The sequence below is a fragment of the Pseudomonas sp. GW821-FHT12A04 genome (assembly GCF_058807755.1).
Map to the genome: position 1 here is coordinate 608230 of NZ_JBXAQZ010000001.1, position 24453 is coordinate 632682.

Sequence of the window (24453 nt, forward strand, 5' to 3'; positions counted from 1 at the left end):
TGGAGGTTTTCATCAGGCCTGCATTTCGCTGATGCCGGCCAGTTTCAAAGTGGCGGCCAGGTTATCCACCTGCTGCTGCTCGTTGTCTTTGAGCTGTTGCAATTGCTGGCCCAGGGTCGGTGCGCCAAACACCCCGCGCAGGCCCTGGGAAACATCGCCGGACTTGATCGACTGGCTGCCAAAGGCGTTCAACGAATCGCGTTCGCTACTGCTGTCCTGATTGAACAGGCTCGATAGCGTGCTGGTGCTGAACACACCGCCATCGCCGCCGCCGAAACCGAGGAAACCATGCCCCGAGCCATCGCCTCCGCTGTCATTGCTGCTGAAAACCTGTGCGATGAAACTCGGGGCCAATGCACCGTGGTTCATGAAAATATCGCCCAACGGCCGGATACCGTTGCCGATCACCCGTTGTTCGAACAACGGCTGGAAGGTCAATGGTGAGCTGAGGTTGCCCGTCGGAGGCGTGAAAATGGTCGGTTGCAGCGGCACGTTGGGCACATCGGTCAGCGTCACCGGGGGGTTGCTGCGCAAATCCGGGTCTGCCGACACGAAAACGACCGAGGAAGTTGGCACCGTGTTGATGACAAAATTGTCGGAATAGCTCACGCCGCTGCCACTGTTGCCGGCCATGTCGCTGATACCGGCATAGTCGATGCTGATCACGTTGCTGGCGATATTGACGTTGGCGGTCGGTGTCAGGGTCGCGGTCCAGGTCTTGCCGCCATCGCTGCTGCTCAGGTCGGACAAGGTGCCGTTGGCAATACTGATGTCGGACAAATCAAAACCACTGACCGCTTCGTTGAAGGTGATGGTCACCTGCGAAGTCTGACCCACGCCCAGGTTCGGATTGGCGACCACGACGGTGGCGCTCGGCAGTTCGCTGTCGAGGGTGTAATTGTTCGACACCGCCACCGTGTTGCCAGTGTTGCCCACCAGATCTGTGACGTTGCGGGTGTCCAGGGCGATGAAGTTGCTTGGGTCGGTGACATTGGCCGTCGGCGTGAACGTCGCCGTCCAGGTCTTGCCGCCATCGCTGCTGCCGAGATTGCTCAGGTCGCCGTTGGTCACGCTCAGATCGGACAGGTCGAAGTGGCTGACGGCTTCGCTGAAGGTGAAGGTCACCGTAGTGGTCTGGCCGATACCGAGGTTCGGGTTGGCAACCACGATGTTCACCGTTGGCCGGGTCGCATCAAGCGCGTAATTGTTGGAGATGGCGATACTTGCGCCGAAGTTGCCGGCAACGTCCTGCACGCGACCGGTGTCGAGCACGATCAGGTTGGTTGTGTCGTTGATATTGGCGGTCGGCGTCAGGGTCGCGGTCCAGGTCACGCCGCCATCGCTGCTGCTCAGGTTCGACAACACACCATTGGCAACGCTGATGTCCGACACATCGAAACCGCTCACCGCTTCGCTGAAGGTGATGGTCACCGTGGTGGTTTCACCGATGCCAAGTTGCGTGTCTGCAACCACGATGGAGGCGGTCGGCAGCGCGGTGTCGATGGCAAAATTGTTCGAGTCGGTAGTGCCCGTCCCCGCGTTGCCCGATGCATTGACCACGCCGCTATTGTCCAGAGTGATCAGGTTGGAGCTGTCAGCGATGTTGGCGGTCGGCGTGAAGGTTGCTGTCCAGGTAATGCCGCCATCGCTGCTGCTGACGTTGCTCAATGTACCGTTGGCGATGGTCAGGTCAGCGTTGCTGAAACCGGTCACCGCCTCGCTGAACGTGATGGTCACCAGGGTCGTTTCGCCAGCCTTGAGCGCCGTGTCGGCGATCACGATGCTGGCGGTCGGCACACTGGTTTGCACCAGGTAATTCGCCGAGTTGGTCACCCCGCTTCCGGCGTTGCCAGCCGCATCGGTGACACCGGTGTTGTCCAGGGTGATCAGGTTGGTGGTGTCGGTGATGCTGGCGGTCGGCGTGAAAGTCGCCGTCCAGGTGACGCCGCCGTCGCTGCTGCTCAACCCGTTCAGAGTGCCGTTGGCGACGCTCAGATCGGAACTGTCCAGACCACTGACCGCTTCGCTGAAGGTAATGGTCACCAGGGTCGTTTCGCCGGGACGCAGGTCGGTGTCGGCCATGACAATGGTCGCGGTCGGGCGTTGGCTGTCGATCGCGTAGTTGTTCGAATCCGTGGCCCCGATGCCGGCATTGCCTGCCGCATCCTGAACACCGCTGTTATCGAGCTGGATGAGGTTGCCGGTGTCGGCGATACCCGCCAGCGGTGTCAGAATGGCCGTCCAGGTGATGCCGCCGTCGCTGCTGCTCACCGCACTCAAGGTGCCATTATCGATGGTCAGGTCGGCGTTGGTGAAACCCGTCACCGCCTCGGAGAAAGTGATGGTCACCAGCGAGGTTTCGCCGACGCTCAGGGCCGTGTCGGCGACCACGATGGTGGCGGTCGGACGCTCGGTGTCGATGGCGTAGTTGTTGGAATCGGTGGTACCGCTGCCCGCATTGCCGGAGGCGTTCTGCACGCCGCTGTTGTCCAGAGTGATCAGGTTGGAGCTGTCAGCGATGTTGGCGGTCGGCGTGAAGGTTGCCGTCCAGGTGACGCCGCCATCGCTGCTGCTCACCGCGCTCAGGGTACCGTTGGCAATGCTCAGGTCGGCGTTGCTGAAACCGCTCACGGCCTCGCTGAAGGTGATGGTCACCAGCGAGGTTTCGCCGACGCTCAAGGCCGTGTCGGCGACCACAATGGTGGCGGTCGGCAACACGGTGTCGATGGTGAAATTCGCGGAATTGGTCGTACCCGTACCGACGTTGCCTGCCAGGTCCGCGACGCCGGAGTTGCCCAGGGTGATCAGGTTGGTCGTGTCGTTGACCGCGACGGTCGGCGTGAACGTCGCCGTCCAGGTGATGCCGCCGTCGCTACTGCTCACCGCACTCAACGTGCCGTTGGGAACGGACAGGTCATCGTTGCTGAAACCGCTCACAGACTCGGAGAAGGTGATGGTTACCAGCGAGGTTTCACCGGCACTCAGCGTCGGGTCGGACAGCACAATGGTTGCGGTCGGGCGCTGGCTGTCGATCGAAAAGTTGTTCGAATCGGTGGTGCCGCTGCCGACGTTGCCCGCCCCGTCGACCACACCGCTGTTGTCCAGGGTGATCAGATTGGTGGCGTCGGTGATGTCAGCCGTCGGAGTAAATGTCGCGGTGTAAGTGATGTTATCGCTGGTGCTGAGATTGCTCAGAGTACCGTTGCTCACCGTCAGATCGGCCGTGGTAAAGCCGGTCACCGCCTCGGAGAACGTGATGGTCACCACTGATGTCTGACCCACCGCCAGCGCCGAGTCCGCGACCACAATGGTGGCGGTCGGGCGCACGGTGTCGATCACGTAGTTGTTGGAGTCGGTGGTGCCGCTACCGGCGTTGCCCGAGCCGTTTTGCACACCGCTGTTATCCAGGGTGATGACGTTACTGGTGTCGGAGATGGCATTGGTCGGCGTAAAGGTTGCGGTCCAGGTGATGCCACCATCACCGCTGGTCACGGAGCTCAAGGTGCCGTTGGCGATGGTCAGGTCGGCGTTGCTGAAACCGCTCACCGCCTCGGAGAAGGTGATGGTCACCAGCGATGTTTCACCGACGCTCAACGCACCATCGGCCACGACGATAGTGGCCGTCGGCAGCACCGTATCGATGGTGTAGTTACCGGAGTTGGTAGTGCCGCTGCCGGTGTTGCCCGCCAGATCGCTGACTCCGGTGTTGTTCAGGGTGATCACGTTGCTCGAGTCATTCACGCCGACGGTTGGGGTGAAGGTCGCGGTCCAGGTGATGCCACCGTCGCTGCTATTCACCGAGGTCAAGGTGCCGTTGGCGATGCTCAGGTCAGCGTTGGTGAAACCCGTCACTGCCTCGGAGAAGGTAATGGTCACCAGCGAGGTTTCACCGGCACTCAGGGTAGCGTCGGCCAGGACAATGGTCGCAGTGGGTCGGACCGTGTCGATAGCGTAGTTGTTGGAATCGGTGGTGCCGCTGCCGGCGTTCCCCCTCAGATCAGCCACGCCGGTGTTGTCCAGGGTGATCAGGTTGGTCGTGTCGTTGATGCTCGCCGAAGGCGTGAAGGTTGCCGTCCAGGTGATGCCGCCGTCGCTGCTGCTCACCGCTGTGAGCGTACCGTTGGCGATGGTCAGGTCGGCATTGGTGAAACCACTCACCGCTTCGCTGAAGGTGATCGTCACCAGCGAGGTTTCGCCGATTCTCAGTGCCGTGTCCGCAACCACAATGGTTGCCGTCGGGCGCACGGTGTCGATGGCGTAGTTGTTGGAGTCGGTGGTGCCGCTGCCCACGTTACCGCTGGCGACAGCCTGCACACCGGTGTTGTCCAGGGTGATCAGGTTGGTCGTGTCGGTGATGCTGGCAGTCGGGGTGAATGTCGCGGTCCAGGTGATGCCACCATCGCTGCTGCTCACCGCTGTGAGTGTACCGTTGGCGATGGTCAGGTCGGCGTTGGAGAACCCACTGACGGCTTCGCTGAAAGTAATGGTCACCAGCGACGTTTCACCGATTCTCAACGCATTGTCGGCGACCACGATGGTCGCTGTCGGCAGCACCGTATCGATGGTGTAGTTGCCGGAGTTGGTGGTGCCGCTGCCTGTGTTGCCCGCCAGATCACTCACTCCGGTGTTGTTCAGGGTGATCACGTTGCTCGAGTCATTCACGCCAACGGTAGGGGTGAAGGTCGCAGTCCAGGTGATGCCACCGTCGCTGCTGCTGACGGAGGTCAAGGTGCCGTTGGCAATCGTCAGGTCGGCGTTGGTGAAACCGCTCACCGCCTCGGAGAAGGTGATGGTCACCAGCGAGGTTTCGCCCGCGGTCAGCGTTGTATCGGCCAGCACAATCGTGGCAGTCGGACGAACAGTATCGATGGCGTAGTTGTTCGAATCGGTGGTGCCACTCCCGGCATTGCCCGCCAGATCGCTGACTCCGGTGTTGTTCAGGGTGATCAGGTTGGTCGTGTCGTTGATACTCGCGGAGGGCGTGAAGGTCGCGGTCCAGGTGATGCCGCCGTCGCTGCTGCTGATCGCGCTCAACGTGCCATTGGCGATGGTCAGGTCGGCGTTGGTGAGTCCGCTGACCGCTTCGCTGAAGGTGATGGTCACCAGCGAGGTTTCACCGATTCTCAGCGCCGTATCCGCGACCACGATGCTGGCCGTCGGGCGCACGGTGTCGATCGCGTAGTTGTTGGAGTCGGTGGTGCCGCTGCCGGCGTTGCCCGACAGATCGCTGACCCCGGTATTGTCCAGAGTGATCAGGTTGGTCGTGTCGGTGATGCTGGCGGACGGGGTGAAGGTCGCCGTCCAGGTGATACCGCCATCGCTGCTGCTCACCGCAGTGAGCGTACCGTTGGCGATGGTCAGATCGGCGTTGGTGAACCCGCTCACCGCTTCGCTGAAGGTGATCGTCACCAGCGAGGTTTCGCCGATTCTCAGCGCCGTGTCCGCCACCACGATGGTCGCGGTTGGACGGAGCGTATCAATCGCATAGTTGTTCGAATCGGTGGTGCCGCTCCCGGCGTTGCCCGCCAGATCGTTGACCCCGGTGTTGTTCAGGGTGATCAGGTTGGTCGTGTCATTGACGCTGGCCGTCGGGGTGAAGGTCGCGGTCCAGGTGATGCCGCCATCGCTGCTGCTCACCGCCGTGAGCGTTCCGTTGGCAATCGTCAGGTCAGCATTGGTGAACCCGCTGACCGCTTCGCTGAAGGTAATGGTCACCAGTGAGGTTTCACCGATTTTCAGCGCCATGTCCGTAACGACGATGGTGGCCGTCGGGCGCACAGTGTCGATCGCGTAGTTGTTCGAGTCGGTGGTGCCGCTCCCGGCATTGCCCGCCAGATCGTTGACCCCGGTGTTGTCCAGGGTGATCAGGTTGGTCGTATCGGTGATGCTGGCGGTTGGGGTGAAGGTCCCCGTCCAGGTGATGCCGCCATCGCTGCTGCTCACCGCCGTGAGCGTACCGTTGGCGATGGTCAGGTCGGCGTTGGTCAAACCGGTCACGGCCTGATCGAAGGTGATGGTCACCAGCGAAGTTTCGCCGACTCTCAGCGCATTGTCTGCCACGACGATGGTCGCGGTCGGGCGTACGGTGTCGACCGTGTAGTTATTGGAGTTGGTGGTGCCGACGCCGGCGGTACCCAGACCGTTGATCACACCGGTGTTGTCCAGGGTAATGACGTTGGTCGTATCGGAAATACTGGCGGACGGCGTGAACGTTGCTGTCCAGGTGATGCCGCCATCGCCGCTGCTTATCGCACTCAAGGTGCCGTTGGCGATGGTCAGGTCCGCATTGGTGAAACCGGTCACGGCCTCGGAAAAAGTGATCGTCACCAAGGACGTTTCGCCGATGCTCAGTGTGGTGTCAGCAACCACGATGGTCGCGGTCGGTGGTGGCGCATACGCGGTGTTGAGTACACCCCCGTCGTTGTAGATGGTCGCGAAGGAGGTCGGCGAGGTGCCGGTTGTACCTCCGCCCTGCGCGGTACCACCCGCACCACTGGCCGCGGCATTACCGGCCAGGGCGGCGAAGTTGGCGGCCGTCATCAGCAGCGTGCCTTTGTTCCAGATCGCACCGACGCCCCGGCCGCCCAGGCCGCCATTGCTGGCATTGCTGCCTTGGCCACCGCCACCGCCACCGCCGCCACCAGCGCCAATGTTGTTGCTGATGGTCGACGTGCCGATGACGGTGATGGTGCCGCTGCTGGCGTTGTAGATCCCGCCCACCGCGTTGCCGCCGGCGCCACCCACCTTGTCCCAACCGGCCCCGCCGCCGCCACCACCAATGGAAATCGTGCCATTGGTGGCCGTCGCACCGTTACCACCGTTGCTGTAATAGGAAACGCCCAGCCCGCCGGCCCCGCCAGTGGTGGTACCGCCACGACCGCCCATGTGGGTGGCGTCATAACCGCCGCCGTAACCACCGACGCCACCGCTGCCCGCCTGGCCGCCCAACGTGCCGGTGCCCGGCCCTGCCGAACCGCCATGCCCGCCGCCCTGGCCGCCCAGACCGCCGCCGCCACCGCCGCCGCCGCCGTAAAAAGCGCCCGTGACACCGCCGCCGCCACCGCCACCGGAAGCCCCGTTGGAGGTCACGGTAACGTTGTTCAGGGTCAGAATCCCGGCGTTGAAAATACCTCCGGCCATCGCGCCCGTGGCACCGTAGCCACCGTTGCCGCCATTGCCCGACACCAGGCCACGGGTGATCACCAGGCCATCGAGCGTGACGATACTGCCTGAGCTCACTTCAATCACTCGGGTCCTGTACTGACCATCGAGAATCACATCCGCCGCACCGTCGTTGTTCAAGTCGCCATCAACGGTGACGTTCTTGTTGATCAGCAATTCGGAGGTCAACTGCACCGTCATGCCACTGCTGAAGGTGACGATATCGCCGTTCTGCGCCGAGGCGAGGGCGGCACGCAACGAGCCGACGCCCGTATTGGCGTTGTTGGTGGCGGTCCAGGTGGCCAGGCCCCACTGATAGTCGCTCATGGCCGTGGTCGAGAGGACGTTGGCGCTTTCGATGTTGCCGGTGGCGATTTCCAGATCCCAGTCGCCGCCCACGCCGGTACGGTTGCTCGAAGCCGCTACATCGCGGCCGGTCATTTGCGCCAGCGAGTCGACAAAGCTCAGGCCACGCTCGCCTTCGGCGGTGTAGCAGCCGTAGATCAGGATGTCGCCGCCAGCGTTGATGTCCTTGCCGATTTCCGCCAGCACCGCGCTGCGAGCGGCGACGTTGTCAGCCGACAGATAGCTGTCGCCCAGCCACAGGTCGCCAGCGTTGCCGTGGGCGATGATCTGCACCGAGCTGATGCCCTGATGCTGATCGAGGTAGTCGGCAATTTGTTGCAGTCCATCCTTGCCCGTGTCCAGCTTCACGATCTGGGTCCCGGGGGCTACGCCCCGGAGCAGGCTGTCGGCATCTTTCACCCGAGAGTCGACGAACACCACGCTCTGCCCTGGCACCGCAACCGGGCTGACAGCCGGCGCGGCATCGGTCTGGCCGTGGGTGTCCTTGCTGGTGGTCGGGTGATCGGCAGTCGGTGTCTTGGCGGCATCGGCTGTGGAATGGCTATCGGCCTGGGCCGCGGTATCGGCCACCGTGGCGGCGACGGCGCCGTCGAACAGCATGCGTGGTTCAAGGGACATGATCATGGGCGCCGCTGGCGTCCGTTGACCTTCGGTTGCCCGTGACGTTGCCTTTACCCCGCCAAAAATGGTCCACCACATGCTGCTCACCCGGATTCGAACGAATATACGTAAGGCATCAATGAAAAACGCCGCGATCAAATGTTCGCGGCGTCGGACTTCATACGAATGACATTGGCGGCGCTGGCAGAGCCATCGAGCCAAAAGGACAAGTCTGAGTATTGCTTGAACAGATCCGGCGGCAGGATGGTGCGTCGTGCCTGCACGGCAACCTTGGGTCTGACCTTGTGCAGGCCAGTCACCCCCAGGGCTTGATCGAATTCCGGGGCGTCGTACGCCAGGTGTTCGAAGTCGTGCTCGAACCAGGGTTCGTCGATAAAGTCGTAGACCAGCCGCAGCACCCGCTCCGGAGCCTGGGTCAGCAGGTCATAGTCGATGATCAGCAAGGAGTCGGCATGCTCGCCGTAATAGGCTTCCTTAAGCGCCGCCCAGGCAAAACCCACCAGGCGATTGCGCTGGGCCAGGGTTTCGCAACGGCTGTAGACGGTGTTGCGCTCGACGGCATCGCCGAAGAGTTTGGTGTTTTCATAGGGATTGGCGCGGTACAGACGCTCGATGCTGTCCATGACCCAGGCGACGTTGCGCACGCAGGCAATGACCTTGGCCTTGGGAAACAGATCGCTGATGGCCGGCAGGCGCGAACTCCACAACCGATTGGTGTCGAACACCACCGATTTGTCGGCCTTGTCGGCGTAAAAGGAATCAAACAGGCCGCGCAACAGGCGACGGCGCATATCGGTGTCGATAACGGCACCAAACTCGCTGCCGGCGCTGCACTGCTCCAGAACACCGGAAAACAGGGAACCGACGGGGCTGGTCATTCCGGCATGGAAACGCGGATTCTGCAACAGGATTGCAGAAAGCAGGGTCGACCCCGAGCGCGGCAAACCGGAAATGAAATGAAAATGGTGCAAGTCCATTCACCGTATTTGATAGTCCTTTTGTAGGACAAAGCGTAGTCGATCGATAAAGCTTCGACTAGTGGTCTTTTGATATCAATTTGAAGCTAAATCGACTTGATACCGAGCTTTTCGTAAACAGCGAAGGACATTAGCGACGACAGCGTGGGAAGCGCGTCCATCGGACAAACACAACCTCGCCACGACACCCACAATCTACGTCTACGCTGTGGCGTGGCGTGACCGAGCCACGTAAAGAAAAGGAGTCGACACCCCCAGGTGTCTGGCAGCCGCGTGGCGCGCCAACCACCAACCTGAAGGATGAGGATTAATGGAAGTATTTATCGGCACTATCCAGCCTTTCGCCTTTGATTTCGCCCCCCAGAACTGGGCCCTTTGCAATGGCCAGACGTTAAGCATTTCGCAATGGAGTGCATTGTTCTCGCTGATTGGCGTGAACTACGGCGGCAACGGCCAGACCACCTTCATGCTACCCAACCTGCAAGGTCGATTACCGATGGCCCAGGGCACCGGCACCAATCTCAGCCCGCGCACCATTGGCGAGATTTCCGGTACCGAAAACGTCACCGCGACCATCGGCAACATGCCCAACCACACCCACCAGATGTCCGGACTGACCGCCACCACCACCCTGCAACTGGCCAACCCGCCGAGCAATCCCGTAAACGTGCCAACGGCAACCAACGCCTTCATCGGCGCTTCGAGCGGCGGACCGGGGACGGCGAACATCTACTCCGATCAACAAGGGGCAACGGCGGTGGCGCTCCAGGGCGTGAGCACCACCGTCACCGGAGAGATTGCCTCCACTGGCGGGACCCAGCCCATGAGTGTGATGAACCCGTTCCTGGTCATCAACTTCAGCATCGCCCTGCAAGGGTATTTTCCATCGCGTGGCTGAAGGTTCGCCGGGGGCCGCGCGCCCCCGGCACTGTTCACTTTTCGGAGGCAGATCATGTTGCAAGCGGTTCAAAGTCATCATTTCCAGACCCTGCTGGGCCAGACCGTTGTCCTTCGCCTGCCCGACGGCGGCGAATTGCCGGTGCAGTTCGAACACCTCGAAGAGTCACCCCGCGCCCGCATGCGCAACAGTGAGCGCATGCCGTTCAGTGTAGAGTTCAACAGCCTGGTCCCGACCGATTTTGTGGACGGTTTATGCACGCTGCAATTGCCGGAACTGGGCAAAGTGGAAAACATTTTCGTTTCCCGGGTGCCGTCGATGGGACGTGATCCGCAGCGAGGCTACTTCTACATCGCCTTCAACTGACCCTTTTCTGGCTCGCAGTGCCCTCAGCCTTGCGGATACCACACCAGCCTTTGTGCCGCGACGTTGTACTCCTGCACTGCAAAGCCCAGCGTCAGGTAATGCTCAAGCGCATGGGGATTGCTGGCCCAGACCACCGTCGCCACCGGGCAACGAATCTGTTGGGCGGCCTTCTGCACCCCCTGCAATACCGCCCGCCCATACCCCTGCCCCCGCGCCGCCGGGATGAAGGCCAGATACAGCACGCGAATCTCATTCGGTCCGAAATCAGTGCTCAACGCGCCGATCGCAGTGCCGAGTTTCTCAACCACGTAATGCATGGCATTGGGGAAGTTTTCACCCAGTCCTTGCTCCTGTACCTGGAATTGCTGGGCCACAATCTGCTCGACCACCTCCACGCTGTCGTCGATCCATTGCAGGTCCGGTCGGGCCGATTGATACAGGCGCTGCAAAAAAGGCCCATCGCTTGCTCGCGAAGGCCGCACCACCAAACCTTCGGCTGCCACAGCACTGCTGTTCGCCATCGTCGCACTCCTTAAAAACCGCTTTCCCTGACCCCCAGCGCCGCCATGCGTCGCCAGGCGACCCCCAATAACGACTCGCCGCTGCCCTGCAACACCACCACGCCGCGCAACGGCTGCACCGGCGTCGGCGCCGGTTCGAGGGTACTCAATCGCGCGCCATACTGCGCCTGTACCGGCTCGGCTCGTTGATACTGATCGCGACGCACGGCAATCGGTCCGTGGTGATCGGAGGTCAGTGCCTCCTGATCGACAAACGCCACGCCGTTGGTGTCGATTTCGCTCAGTTGCACCGCAATCGCCGGATGCATCGGATCATCGGCGATAAACCGTCCAGTGGCGCCCGGTGCCACGCGCCAGAGTTCTGCCTCGGCCAGATAGCCACGCAAGCGCACGCCGTCCTCGACCACCCGCGCCAGCGGCTCCCGGGTCGACAGCCAGCGCCCCACCGCCCATTGCGGCAGCAGATCTCGCACGGTGCCGGCATGGGGGGCGCGCAATAGCAATCGCTCGCGCTGAGCCGCCAGCCCCCGGTACTCGGCGACCGCTTCGGCCAGGCGCTGCTCGACGATTGAGGCATCGGAGGCCGTTTCGCTGCGGCTGGCCTGACGGCGCATTTGCAATTGCTGAATCTCGATTTCCCGGCGCGCAATGGTCTGGCGCGAATCGAGATCCGGTGACTCCAGTTCGATCAGGACATCACCCTGCACCACCGACTGCCCGTCATGCACCTTCACGGCTTTGATCCGTGCCGCCACCGGCGCATGCAAGGTGTTGACCCGGCCCGCTTCCAGCATGGCCGGCACCTCGACAGCACTGCGCCACGGCAGGATGAGCACCAGCAACAGCCCGAGCAATGCCAGGCTGCTGAGCAGCACCCGCGGTCCATGCGCCTGCTCGCGGCGGCCCCACCACTGGCGCCATTCACTCATGGTGGGCAGAAAGATGAACCAGACCAGCTCCACCAGCATCAGGAAAATCCCCAACACCTTGAAGAACAGGTGATAGACCGCCAGAGCGATCCCGAAAAACAATGCCGCGCGCCATAACCACGAGCCATACCCCCAGATCAGCAAACGCCGTTGCATTGTCGGCGACCAAGGCTCCGGCGCCGCTGCGCCGTAGCCGAACAAAAACTCGCGCAGGCGCCAGCGGCACAGGGCAAACGCCCGACCTTGCAGGTTATCGACCTGCCAGAAATCGCTGAGCAAAAAATAACCGTCAAAACGCATGAATGGGTTGAGATTGACCACCAGTGTGGTGATCCACGTAGCACTGGCGAGCATGAACGCGGCGGTGCGGGCGGGACCGTCGGGCAACAACGACCAGGCCAGCAAGGCAATGCACGCCAACAGCAACTCCGCCAGCACGCCGCCAGCGCCAATCAGTAACCGGGCCTTGCGATCATTGACCCGCCAGGCATCGCTGACATCGGTATAAAACATCGGCAGCAGCACCATGAACGCCACGCCCATGCTCTGTACCCGGCACCCGGCGCGCTTGGCCATGAACGCGTGACCGAATTCGTGGCAGAGCTTGGCGAAGAACAGGGCCACGCCAAACGCCACTGCACCGCCAAGGCTGAACAGATGCGGAAACGTCGCGATAAATCGCTGCCAGTCACGCGACACCAGAAACACCCCCGCCCCCAGCACGGCGGGTAATCCGTAGCGCAGCGCTCGCGGACCGAAGCGCTCCAGCCAAGGCCAGACACGGTTGAGAAAACGCTCGGGGCGCCACAACGGAATTCGAAAAAACAGGTACTGATGCAACAACACTTGCCACAGGCTCCGGCGCTGGGCATCCGCTTTAACGCTGTAGCTCGCACGCTGCTGGGGGTCGAGGGCGGTAATCAGGTCGTGGCTGCGCAAAAAAACCAGCAATTGCTCCAGATCCGTACCGTCCAGCGCCAGCCCCGGCTCACGATTGGCCGCTTGCAGGACCTGCTCGGGTTCACCCAGCGACCAGTGACGTAACAAACGCATCGCCGTCGTACCGAGCTTGAAGTAACGCCCCCGCACCGGGTCGGCCAGCGTCCAGCTGGGCGCACCGTCCAGCGCCGGCGCTGCCGGGGACAGTTGCAGGTCGGCACGCAGGCCCGGCAGGCTCATTTACAAGCCCACGCTCTGTCGCAAACCGGCCAACGGTCGACGCAGCAGGTACAACCCCAGCGGCGCCCGGTCACCGAAGATTTTCGCCGTGCCGCGCAATCCGATGCGCGGGGGTGGCGCGTCGAAATTCGCATCCAGCCGATAAGCCAATTGCCCGCCCGCCGTAGGTTGCGCTTCATAAGCCGAACGTTCGAGTCTGGCCAGATGCCGTTGCAGCGGGTCACTGTCGAGAAACAAGGCGACTTCAGCGCCGGGCTCCAGGGATATCGCGTCCCCCACAGCCAGCTCGATACGCAATTGCGCCTGGGTCGGATCGGCGATCTCCATCAGCCGCTCGCCGGTCTGCACCGGCTTGCCGGTCCAGCGTTCGGCATCGGCAAATACCGCGATGCCATCGCGCTCGGCGCGCACTTCGCTGCGCTTGAGCAGTTCACGGGCGTAGTCGCGCTCGGCGCGTTTCTGTTCAACCCGGGCGGCCAGCAAATCCAGTTTCGAGCTGGACTCGGCATCGGCGAACGAACGCTGGGAGTTGGCCTTGAGTTCCGCCTCGGCAACCCCGAGGGCGCGTTCGGCGACATCGGCCTGAGCCTTGAGCGTGGTGCTTTCGAAGCGCAGCAGCAATTCGCCGGTCCTCACCGTCTGATTGGGCTTGACCAGGAACTCGGCAATGACACCGTCCAGCGGTGCCGCCACCACCCGACCGCCCAGCGGCACCACTTCAGCCGGTGCCAATACGGACTGGCGCACCGGGATCAACAGCCCGAGCAATAGCACTGCAACCAGCAAGCCCTGGCGTTTGCGGGTCCAACGCAGACGCCAGGGCTTGCGCGGTTGCAACGCCTGCCAGGCGTGGCTGTAGGTATCACCCAGTTGCGCCAGCAGCACCTGTTCGGCAGGGTTCCACGCAACGTCCCGGGCCAGCCACAACCCACCGAACACCTTGCCCTGACGATCGACCAGCGGCAGCCAGAACACCTGCGCCGCCGACAGGCTTTGCCATTCAGCCCGCAGCGACTCGCCGAGGACATCGGCGGCAACGACCCGCGCCTGCTGCAATTGTTCGCGTTTGAACAACTGAGCCACCGCCTGCTCGACGAACGCTACAAAGGGTGAGTTCGGCTCCACCGCGCTGACACCGGTCACGGCCTGCACCTTCCCGGCGATCAACAGTGCCGCATGGCGAAAGCCAAACAATGCCTGTCCATCATTGACCAGGCTGTAAGCCAATTGGGCGGACGTTTGGGCTGCGCGGGTCTGGCGCTCAAGATCAAGAAAACGTGCGAATACCTGTTCGGCACCGCCGCTCACAGGCGCGTTCACTTGAACTCCGCGAAATGCGCAGTGCCGCTCATGCCCGCCAGCAACCCGCTGGCGTCGGGCACGCTGGCCACCAGCAGCAGGGTCTGGCTGCCTTCATCGATTCGTGCGCCCAGGCGTTTGACTGTCGCATCCAGCGGCTTGCCGGTTTCATCGGGGACAAAACTGAAGGTCTGGCCGGGCTTGAGTCGGGCCATCCAGCGCGAGGGCACCAGCAAATGGATTTCCAGGGTGCGATTATCGACCACGTCCAGCAAGGGTGCGCCGGCAGGTACGCTTTCATAGCGCTGTACCTTGCGCTCGACGACCTGGCCATCGAACGGCGCCTGCACGCTGCAACGCTTGACCTGCACTTGATACACCTGGGACTGCGCCTGGGTTTCGCTGACCTTGGCCTCGGCACGTGCCACTTCGAAACGCCCGACCGAATTCAGCGCGGCCAGTCGCCGGTTGTGCGCCAGTTCTTCACCCGCGCCACGGCTGGCCGCTTGAGCGGCATTGAGCTGCGCCTGATAGGCCGAGCAATCGAACCGCGCCAGGGTATCGCCCTTCTTGAACGATTCCCCCTCACTGAACGGCAATTCGACTATCCGCCCGGGCACCTCACTGGCCAGTACGGCCTGGTCCCGGGCCCGCAGTACACCGCGGGCCTCGGCGCTGGTCGCAGTACTGGCACCCGCATCCATTTGCGCAAGCGGGTCGTCTGCCCCAGGCGTTTGCGCCTGGACAGCGCTCGCGACGAGGACCGATCCCAACCCCAACACACAGAAAATCCGCATGACCGCACTCCCTTTCGGATCAACCGAGTCTACGGCAGCGGTGACTAGCGTCAAGCAGATGGCCATCATTGCCTGCGTATTAACGCTGCGCCGTCACGGCCAACGGATACACCAACTCCCAACCCCCACCCAACGCCTTGTACAACCCGACGGCCGCCAGCGACACGCCGGTCGAGCTCTCGACCCACTGCTCCTGCGTCGCCAGCAACGCTCCTTGCACGGTGAGCACCGTGACGAAATCCACCACGCCCTCAACGTACTGCTGTTGCGCGGTGTCCAGCGCAATGCGGTTCTGACGTACGGCTTCGGCCAGACTGTCGCGGCGCAACTGGCTGGCGTTGTAGGTGGTCAGTTGATCATCGATTTCATGCCAGGCGCGCAGCACGGTTTGCTGATAGATGATAGCGGCTTCCTGTTGTTGTGCTTCGCGCAACTCGAGCACGCCACGCAAGCGTCCGCCGTCGAACAACGGCAAGCTGAACTGCGGGCCGATCCCGAACGAACGCGAACCCCAGGAGCCGAAATCGCTCAATTGCATGGCCTGGGAACCGATGTTCCCCGACAGGGTGATTCGCGGATAGAAATCACCCTTGGCCACGCCAATACTCGCGGTCGCGGCATGCAGCCGTGCTTCGGCCTGGCGAATGTCCGGCCTGCGTTCAGCCAGTTGCGAGGGCAAGCCAATGGCGACCTGGCGCGGCGTTTGTGGCACCGGTGCGTCTGTGAATAACTCCGCCGTCAATGCCTGGGGCGCTTCGCCCATCAACAGACTCAAGGCGTTGATCAGTTGCCACTGGCGCTGCTCCAGTGCGGGCAGACGTGATTCGATGGCCGCCACCTGCGCGGCGGCTTCAGCGACATCCAGATCCGTCGCGACGCCGTCGGCCAGGCGCAATTGCGAAAGCTTCAGGCTATGGCGGGCGACGTCGAGGTTCTGTTCGGTGACGAGCCGGGTGTTCTGCACGCCACGCAGTTGAATGTAGTCCTGGGCGGTTTCGGCCAGCACCGACAACAGCACACCGCGTCGGTCGTTCTCGGCGACTTCAAGGTTGGCGTCGGCGGCTTCGGTTTCCCGACGCACACGCCCCCACAAATCCAGCTCCCAGGACGCGGAAAAACCGGCATCCCACAGGTTGAATGCGGACTGGCCGTTGTGCCCTGACGGGTCGCTCAGGCCTTCACCACTATTACGTTTTCGGGCGTAACTTCCCGTGGCGGCGGTATTCGGATAGCGGTTGGCGGTGATCACCTGGCGAACGGCACGGCTTTGCTGCAAACGGCTGCTGGCCAGCTTCAGGTCGAGGTTGTCGGTCAGGGCGCGTTGCGTGAGGGCCGAGAGCTTCGGGTCGTTGAACACCTCCCACCAGCGCTCGTTCATCGTTTCGGCGATGGCTTGGCTGGCGGCTGCCTTTGATGGTTTCGACCACTCGGTGATTTGTGTGGGCTGAGGTTTATGAAAGTCCGGGCCGACGGTGCAGGCGGACAGGCTCAGCATAAGCAAGGCAGAAAAAGTCAGGCGAGGCTGATGACCTCTTCGCGAGCAAGCTCGCTCCCACATTGGACTTTCTGTGATGCGAAAATCTTGTACATCGCGCATAAACCTTGTGGGAGCGAGCTTGCTCGCGATGGCGTCCGCACCGTCAACACAGGTTTTCATCGCTGAGTCACCTCACGCGAGACACCACTGCTGGTATCGATACTCGCCTCCACCGACATCCCCACCCGCAAGCGCTCGGCCAGCGACTGTCCCGGCTCCAGCACGATTTTCACCGGTATCCGCTGTACCACCTTGGTGAAGTTGCCGGTGGCGTTGTCCGGTTTGACCGCGGCAAACGTCACCCCGGTGGCCGGTGCAATGCTTTCGACGCGACCGTTCAGTGCCGCACCGCCCAGGCTGTCGACGCGCACTTGCACAGCCTGCCCCGGCTGCACATCCGTCAGTTGGGTTTCCTGGAAATTGGCCATCACATAAGCCTGCGCCAGCGGCACCACGGCGAGGATTTTGCTGCCCGGAGTGACGTAGGCGCCGACCCGCACCGCGCGCTCGCCGACCATACCGTCCTGTGGCGCAACGATCCTCGTATAGGACAACTCGTAGTTGGCCATTTCCAGCTTCGCTTGCGCCCGTTTCAGCCCCCCTTCGGCTGCATCGCGCTGGGCCGTGAGGATCTCCACCTGCTTGCGTTCCGCCGCCAGTACCGCCGTGGCATTGGCCAGCCGCGCGGTGGCCTGGTCGATGCGCGTTTGCGCCTGTTGCGCGTTTTGCACCGTGCCAGCGCCCACACCGGCGAGGTGGTTGTAGCGGTTCAGTTCATGCTCGGCAAACGCCATTTCCGCCTTGGCCGAAACCACCGAGGATTGCGCCTGGGCAATCACCGATGCCTGGCGCTCGAGGGTCGCCCGGGCGTTTTGCAGTTGCGCCCTGGCCACCAGCGTTTCGGCATCGGCGGCCTCGGCGGCGGCGCGTAGATCCCGGTCATCGATCAGTGCCAGCAACTGCCCGGCCTTGACCTGCTGGTTGTCCTCGACCAGCACTTGCTTGATAAACCCGGCAACCCGCGGCACGATCAGGGTGAAATCCGCCGAGACATAAGCATCATTGGTGTTCTGCTGGGTACGCTTGCCGAACAGGCCGGGCATCGCCAGGTACAGCAACACGCCTACGGCCAATGCGGCGGCCACGGCAACCGCGACTTTCTGCTTTGCTTGAGTGTTCATAAAAACCTTCTGTTTCAGTGGAGCAATCAGGTCGGTGCGCGCGGTGGATAAATCCGCGTCGGCAGCCAGAAAATCAGCAGGATCAAGATCACCGCGATACCCGCCATGCACAGGTAAAGATCAGAGGAAGTGAGCACCACCGCTTGCTCATGCAGCCGATGAGCGAGGCTTGCGCTGTCGCGCTCGGCCAGCGGTGAGTTGCCGAGACGGTCGACCAGCATGGTCGAGTGGAAATGCAGGCGTGCCGTGGTCAACGCCTCGATCACCCCGGTGGCGATGACCGCCGACAGGCCTTTGACGGTGTTGAACCAGGCCGATGCGAACGGCCCTTCCATCGGGTTGATGCTGCCGGTGGACAGCATCAGCAATGGCAACACCGCCATGGGCTGACCGAAAATCTGCAGCCATTGCAGCACATAGAAATCGTCGCGAATCCACGCGGACGTCAATTGCGAGCCGCCGACGCACGACAGCGCCAGCATGCTCAGGCCAATGCCCAACACCCAGCGGCAATCGACCCAGCGAAAGTTGCACAGCGCCGCCACCAACGGCAGCGCAATCAATTGCGGCAGCGCCGCCAGCAGCATGATCGGCGCGGTCTGCACCGGGCGATAACCCTGGACCTGCGCCAGGTAGCTGGACGGAATAATGATCACCGCCTGCAACACCACCAGCACGCCCGCCAGGGTCAGCAGGGCGAAAGACAGGTTACGGATGCCGAGCATCTGCATCTTGAAAAACGGAATCGGCTGCGACCACTCGCCGGCCAAAAACAGCACCAGCAACAACAGCCCGCCGCCGAGCAATCCACAGATCAGGTTCGACTCGAACCAGTCCAGGCGATTGCCCTGCAGGATGCCGATCACCAGCATGCAGATGGCGGGAAAGCCCAGCAGCACACCGCGCCAGTTGAAGGACTTGAAGCGCTCCAGGCGCAGGGGGTCCTGGGGTAAGCCATACGCCACTGCGGCCATGGCAATCAGGCAAGGCGCGATGATTTGCCAGAAGGTCCATTGCCAGCCGACATACTCGGTCCACAACCCCGCCAGCGGCGTGCCCAGACCCGGGCCGAACGTCGCCGTCAGGGCATAACCGGCCAGGCCATACAACTTCACATTGGCCGGCAGAAAGCGCAGGGCCACGGTCATCAGCATGGGTGGCAATGCACCGCCCGCCAGGCCTTGCAGGGTGCGTAGCAACAACAGACTTTCGTAATTCGGGGCGAAGGGGCACAACACGCCCAGCAGGGTGAACAGGCTGATGGCGCACAGGGTGAAACGCCGCAACGAGAACGTTACCGCACACCACGGCGCGAACGCCATGGCCGCCACCGAAGTCGCGGTATAACAGGCGACCAGCCAGGTGCCTTCATCGTAGCCGATGGCCAACGCGCCACGGATGTCGGCCAGGGCGACTTTGGTCACCATCTCGTTCAGGCCCGACATCAGCACCGCCACCAATACGCCAACCAGGCCGATAATGATCCGCGGGCCGAAGACAGGTGGAGCGGCTGCCGTGCTGGCCGCAGCAACAGGTGCCGTGACCGTAAGGGAAGTCATGTACTGCAAGCTCCGGCGTGGAAAGACCGAAGCATTCTAAGAAGCGTAATGCCTGACGAAAATCAACTTATTGGCAGGTTATAAGTGCGCCAAACGCAACGATACAAAACCCTGTGGGAGCGAGCTTGCTCGCGATGAGGCCGGCAGCCTCAACATCTTTATTGGCTGACCTGCCGCTATCGCGAGCAAGCTCGCTCCCACAGGGGTTCAGCGGTGACTTTCAGGTTGAGCGGCCAGCCAGGTTTCATCGCAGCAGGATTTCAGCGTTTCACGCAGCCAGCGGTGGGCCGGATCCTTGTCGAATCGCGGATGCCAGGCCTGTGTCAGCATCAAGGTCGGCAACGGAATCGGCAGGTCGAACGAGCGCAGCTTCAGTCCGAGCCGCCGCACACTCAGCAAGGCTTCCTTGGGCACTGGCAGAATCAGGTCCGAATCGGGCAAGGCAAACATCGCCGCATGAAAGCTTGGCGCGATCACCGCCACCCGCCGCTCCAGCCCCAGGGCATTGAGCGCGGTATCGATCGGACCTCGGGCAATGCCGCGCCGGGACATGCTGATATGCGAGAACCCCGCGTAACGCTCCGCCGTGATCTCTTCGTCGAACAGCGGATGATCCTCGCGCACCAGGCCGACAAAGTGGGTGGAAAACAGGTTCTGAATCTTCACTTCCGGGGTCAACGGCCGGGTGTTGCTGACGCTCAGATCGATCCGCCCTTCGCGCAATGCCTCATCATCGCCATCGCCTTCCGGGACGAAACGCAATTCGCAGTGCGGCGCCTGCCGGTCAAGGGTGTCGAACAGCTTGCCGCCGTAGACGCCGACAAAGAAGTCGTTAGCCCGAATACTGAAACGCCGCCGTAGCGAACTCAGCTCCACCGCATCGGCCGAACGAAACAGCAAACCGGCCTGTTCCACCACGCTGCGAACCTGTTCGCGCAACTCCAGTGCCTTGGGGGTCGGTACCAGGCCACGGCCGGCACGCACCAGGATCGGATCGCCAATGGCCTCGCGAATGCGCGTCAACGTCCGGCTCATGGCCGCCGGGCTGAGGTTCATCCGCCGCGCGGCGCCCACCACACTGCCCTCGTCGAGCAAGGCATCGAGGGCGACCAACAGGTTCATGTCTGGGAGTTGCATTGTGAGCACTCGTGTTTAATCTGGACTGATTCAGACGCAATGCTATCAAACTCCCCTGAGCCATTGTGCGAGTGGGCTTGCCCGCGAAGAGTCCGACGCGGACTTCAAACAATCAGACAGTCAACGCACCATCCCCCACCGCCTAACCGTCACTCGCTCCAACGAATCAAACACCAGATTCTCCACCAGCAATCCAATCAGGATCACCACCGCCAACCCGGCAAACACCTTGTCCGTGTACAGCTCATTGCGATTCTGAAAGATGTACCACCCCAACCCGCCCTTGCCGCTGGTTGCGCCAAACACCAACTCGGCAGCAATCAAGGTCCGCCAGGCAAACGCCCAGCCGATTTTCAGCCCGGCGAGGATCGACGGCAGCGCTGCCGGAATCAGGATGAACAGCACGAAGCGCATGCCCTTGAGGCCGTAGTTGCGCCCGGCCATGCGCAGGGTTTCCGAGACGCCGAGGAAGCCAGCGTAGGTGTTCAGCGCCAACGCCCAGAGCACCGAATGCACCAGCACGAAAATCAGGCTGTTCTGGCCTAATCCAAACCAGAGCAGCGCCAACGGCAGCAGGGCTATGGCCGGCAAGGGATTGAACATCGAGGTCAGGGTACTGAGCAGATCACGACCGAATTGCGTCGACACCGCCAGCGTGGTCAGGGCAAACGCCAGAACGATGCCGATCAGGTAGCCCTTGAGCAGCACCACCAAAGAAATCCACACCTTGCCCAGCAACTCGCCGCTGAGCAGGCCGTCGTAAAGCGCGTGAGCGGTTTGCACAAAACTCGGCAGCAGCAGGTCGTTGTTTTGATACCTGGCAACAGCTTCCCAAAGCACTGCGAGCAAAATCAGGATCAGGCTTTTACGTAGCCAGCCCTGTTGCCACAGGCGTTGGCTGAGGGGCAGTTCGCGCTCCAGCGGCACGCTGGTCAGTGGCGGCAATACGGTTTCGAATTCTTCACGCGGGGATGATAAATGGCTCATCGGGCCCTCCTTTCAACTGGCTCAATAAGCGATGCGGATGTCAGCGAAATCCAGTTCATGCTCGGCTTGCGGTGATTGACCTTCGTCGAACAACAGTCGATGAATACGTCGCGCCGATTCCTGAAACGCCACACCGCCGAGGCTGTGCAAATCGTATTGATGGCTGTGGACTTCCGCCCTCACCCGCCCCGGATGGGGTGACAGCAACAGAATGCGATTGCCCACCACCAGTGCCTCTTCGATGGAGTGCGTGACGAACAGCAGGGTGAAACGCACCTCCTCCCAGAGCAGCAGCAATTCTTCCTGCATCTTGCGCCGGGTCAGGGCATCGAGCGCAGCAAAGGGTTCGTCCATCAACAGGATTTTCGGCTGCATCGCCAACGCCCGAGCGATGGCAACCCGTGCCTTCATCCCGCCTGACAAGGTGTGCGGATAAGCATCGGCAAACGCCGCCAGGCCGACCTTTTCCAGATAGTGCAGCGCTCGCTCTTCGGCCTCCCTGCGCTTGAGGGTTTTCGAAGCCAGAAGCGGAAACATCACGTTCTGTTTGACGGTTTTCCACGGCGGCAGTTGATCGAACTCCTGAAACACCACGATCCGGTCAGGTCCCGGCGCATCGACGCGCTGACCTTGCAGACGGATCTCGCCTTCCACTGGCTGGATGAAGCCGGCGGCGGCTTTGAGCAAGGTCGACTTGCCGCATCCGGACGGGCCGAGCAGGACAAAGCGGTCCGCCGGATCGATCTCGAAACTCACTTGATGGGTCGCCCGCACCACGCGCTGCGGTGTGCGGTATTCGAGGCTGACGTTATCGACCGACAGCAGCGCCTGGGCTGCCGCGATCGGTTTGCTGACCGTGTGGCCTTGCAAAGGAGCGTTCATTTTGGTCAGCTCCCTTGCAGTGGTTTGGTGTCCTGGAAGAAGTAATCCTTCCACGAATCCGGTTTGTTTTTGATCGCGCCAACGCGGTACAGGAACTCGGCCAACGGGTAGGTATTTTTCGGCGTGACGCTGAACTCGAACTGCGGGTTGTCGATGATTTTCAGCAACGCCGCACGATCGATCTTGGCCTTCGTAACGCGGATGTAAGTGTCCGCCGCTGCGCCTTTGTCGTTCTGGGCAAACGTGGCCGCTTCGGTCAGCGCGTCAATGAATGCCTTGTAGGTTTTCGGGTTCTCATTGCGGAATTTCTCGGTGGCGAACAGCACCGTCGGCGAGTTCGGACCGAGCAGGTCATAGGTGTTCAGTACCACGTGCACGTTGGGATTTTCCAGCGCCTGATCCTGGAACGGCGGGTTGGAAAAGTGCCCGGTCAACTCGGTTCCGCCAGCGATCAGCGCAGCCGTGGCATCAGGATGTGGAACAGCGATGGTGTACTTGTCGAGGCGATTGAAGTCCTTGTCACCCCACTGTTTGGCCGCCGCGTATTGCAGGAAGCGCGACTGCACCGACACGCCCACCGCCGGCACTGCGATTCGGTCTTTCTCGGTGAAATCGGCAATGGTTTTGACCTTGGGATTATTGCTCACCAGGTAGTACGGGAAGTTGCCCAGAGAAGCCACGGCCTTGACGTTCTGCTTGCCGTGGGTGCGATCCCAGATGGTCAGCAGCGGGCCAACACCTGCGCCGGCAATGTCGATAGAGCCCGACAGCAACGCGTCGTTGACCGCTGCACCGCCGGAGAGCTGGGTCCAGTCGACCTTGATGTCGATGCCTTCCTGCTTGCCGTACTTCTCGATCAGGTTCTGATCGCGCACCACGTTCAGCAGCAAGTAAACGATGCCGAACTGTTCGGCAATGCGGATTTCACCTTCGGCGTGGGCCACGGTCGGTGCCACCAGGCTGCCGGCGATCAGGCTGAAACCCAGACCGATGGCCGCGGCCAGCGGTGCGAATGGAAGACGTTTGGACATGATCAGATCTCCGACAAATCAGAAAGGCGCGTCGCCCTGGATGGTGGTGCGATACAGCTTGCGGCGCAGATGGCTGGGGCATCCGGCGGCGAGGTGGATCAGCGAACGGTTGTCCCAGAACACCAGGTCATGGGGCTGCCATTGATGGCGGTAGATGTTTTGCGGCTGCGCGCTGTGGGCGTAGAGCTCGGTCAGCAGTTGCTGGCTCTCGTCTTCCGGCAGGCCAACGATGCGAGTGGTGAACCCCTCGCTGACGAACAACGCCTTGCGACCGTTTTCCGGGTGGGTACGCACGACCGGGTGGACGACTTCGGCGACCTGGGCGAGTTGCTCCGGGGTCAGGGTCGGGCGCCAGTTGCCTTCGAATTTGGTCTCGCTGTAACGCGCGGTGTAGGAGTGCGCGGCCGAGCGACCTTCAACGGCATTGCGCAACGCGAGTGGCAGGTTGTCCCAGGCTTTGTGCATGTCGGCGAACAATGTGTCACCGCCTTCTGACGGCAGCTCCTGGGCATGCAGCATCGAGCCCAGGCTCGGCAGTTCTTTGTAGGAGAGATCGGAATGCCAGAACTTGCCGGCGTCACCCAGGCCGATGTTCTGGCCGTTTTCGACGATGTTGGAGACGATCAGGATTTCCGGATGCCCTGCCAGCAGGAACTGCTTGAGCACATGGATCTGCAACACGCCAAAACGACGGCTGAAATCGATCTGTTGCTCAGGGGTTATGCGCTGGTCGCGGAACACCACCACGTGATGATCCAGGTGCGCGCGGTGAATACGGGCGAAGTCCTGATCATTGATCGGGCGGGACAGGTCGAGACCGATGATCTCGACGCCCACCGCTCCGCTGAACGGGCGGACTTCAAAGAATTGTGGCGCGATGCTTGGCGAAGCTGAAGCTGCAGACATAAATCACTCCCACGCACGGCACGCTCAAAGGCGCGCGCGTCGATCAGAAACTCACGGAGGTCCCGTGTTGGTTCGTGTCGTGCGGCGCGCCGATTGGTCGACAGGTACGCAGGGGATTG

Annotated in this window: 16 protein-coding genes; 2 read left to right on the top strand and 14 right to left on the bottom strand. The window is 61.9% G+C overall.

Features of this window, described 5'->3' with window-relative positions:
- Positions 1 to 12: 12 nt before the first annotated feature.
- On the bottom strand, positions 13 to 8151 hold the full coding sequence (locus AC1RS8_RS02625) for an Ig-like domain-containing protein (RefSeq protein ID WP_493162314.1): 8139 nt from the start codon (positions 8149 to 8151) through the stop codon (positions 13 to 15).
- Between the two features lie 131 nt (positions 8152 to 8282).
- Positions 8283 to 9119, bottom strand: a complete 837-nt coding sequence (locus tag AC1RS8_RS02630) for a sulfotransferase family protein (protein ID WP_422775614.1) — start codon at positions 9117 to 9119, stop codon at positions 8283 to 8285.
- Between the two features lie 316 nt (positions 9120 to 9435).
- Between AC1RS8_RS02630 and AC1RS8_RS02635 the strand changes: the two genes are divergently transcribed.
- Together AC1RS8_RS02635 and AC1RS8_RS02640 are read left to right on the top strand one after the other, a co-directional pair.
- The gene (locus AC1RS8_RS02635) at positions 9436 to 10023 is read left to right on the top strand and encodes a phage tail protein (RefSeq protein ID WP_057712536.1); all 588 of its coding nucleotides are present in this window, start codon (positions 9436 to 9438) and stop codon (positions 10021 to 10023) included.
- A gap of 54 nt (positions 10024 to 10077) precedes the next feature.
- The gene (locus AC1RS8_RS02640) at positions 10078 to 10389 is read left to right on the top strand and encodes a DUF6916 family protein (protein WP_489339522.1); all 312 of its coding nucleotides are present in this window, start codon (positions 10078 to 10080) and stop codon (positions 10387 to 10389) included.
- 23 nt (positions 10390 to 10412) lie between these two features.
- Here the strand turns inward: AC1RS8_RS02640 and AC1RS8_RS02645 are convergent, their stop codons facing one another.
- The 12 genes from AC1RS8_RS02645 to AC1RS8_RS02700 form a co-directional block, all read right to left on the bottom strand.
- On the bottom strand, positions 10413 to 10910 hold the full coding sequence (locus AC1RS8_RS02645) for a GNAT family N-acetyltransferase (RefSeq protein WP_218495488.1): 498 nt from the start codon (positions 10908 to 10910) through the stop codon (positions 10413 to 10415).
- A gap of 11 nt (positions 10911 to 10921) precedes the next feature.
- Positions 10922 to 13018, bottom strand: a complete 2097-nt coding sequence (locus AC1RS8_RS02650) for an efflux RND transporter periplasmic adaptor subunit (protein ID WP_489339521.1) — start codon at positions 13016 to 13018, stop codon at positions 10922 to 10924.
- Complete coding sequence (locus AC1RS8_RS02655) at positions 13019 to 14338, bottom strand: efflux RND transporter periplasmic adaptor subunit (RefSeq protein WP_489339520.1); 1320 nt, start codon at positions 14336 to 14338, stop codon at positions 13019 to 13021.
- Entirely contained in the window at positions 14335 to 15114 is a 780-nt protein-coding gene (locus tag AC1RS8_RS02660; RefSeq protein WP_057712541.1) for an efflux RND transporter periplasmic adaptor subunit, read from the bottom strand. Before AC1RS8_RS02660 ends, AC1RS8_RS02655 begins: the two co-directional genes overlap by 4 nt.
- A 79-nt stretch (positions 15115 to 15193) precedes the next feature.
- On the bottom strand, positions 15194 to 16771 hold the full coding sequence (locus tag AC1RS8_RS02665) for an efflux transporter outer membrane subunit (RefSeq protein ID WP_489339519.1): 1578 nt from the start codon (positions 16769 to 16771) through the stop codon (positions 15194 to 15196).
- Entirely contained in the window at positions 16768 to 17832 is a 1065-nt protein-coding gene (locus AC1RS8_RS02670; RefSeq protein ID WP_489339518.1) for an HlyD family secretion protein, read from the bottom strand. The genes AC1RS8_RS02665 and AC1RS8_RS02670 overlap by 4 nt, the downstream gene beginning before the upstream one ends.
- 26 nt (positions 17833 to 17858) lie before the next feature.
- Positions 17859 to 19391: an MFS transporter gene (locus AC1RS8_RS02675; protein ID WP_489339517.1), complete on the bottom strand. Its 1533-nt coding sequence runs from the start codon at positions 19389 to 19391 to the stop codon at positions 17859 to 17861.
- Between the two features lie 207 nt (positions 19392 to 19598).
- Positions 19599 to 20528, bottom strand: coding sequence for a LysR family transcriptional regulator (locus AC1RS8_RS02680; protein WP_489339516.1), 930 nt, complete (start codon positions 20526 to 20528; stop codon positions 19599 to 19601).
- 120 nt (positions 20529 to 20648) lie between these two features.
- A complete protein-coding gene (locus tag AC1RS8_RS02685; RefSeq protein ID WP_349734851.1) occupies positions 20649 to 21515 on the bottom strand; it encodes an ABC transporter permease in 867 nt (288 codons plus the stop codon).
- A gap of 21 nt (positions 21516 to 21536) precedes the next feature.
- Positions 21537 to 22397 carry an ABC transporter ATP-binding protein gene (locus AC1RS8_RS02690; protein WP_057712548.1) on the bottom strand — a complete coding sequence of 287 codons (861 nt, stop codon included), beginning with the start codon at positions 22395 to 22397 and terminating at the stop codon, positions 21537 to 21539.
- Positions 22398 to 22402: 5 nt separating this feature from the next.
- A complete protein-coding gene (locus AC1RS8_RS02695; protein ID WP_090452381.1) occupies positions 22403 to 23428 on the bottom strand; it encodes an ABC transporter substrate-binding protein in 1026 nt (341 codons plus the stop codon).
- Positions 23429 to 23446: 18 nt separating this feature from the next.
- Positions 23447 to 24334 carry a TauD/TfdA dioxygenase family protein gene (locus AC1RS8_RS02700; protein ID WP_489339515.1) on the bottom strand — a complete coding sequence of 296 codons (888 nt, stop codon included), beginning with the start codon at positions 24332 to 24334 and terminating at the stop codon, positions 23447 to 23449.
- Between the last annotated feature and the right edge of the window lie 119 nt (positions 24335 to 24453).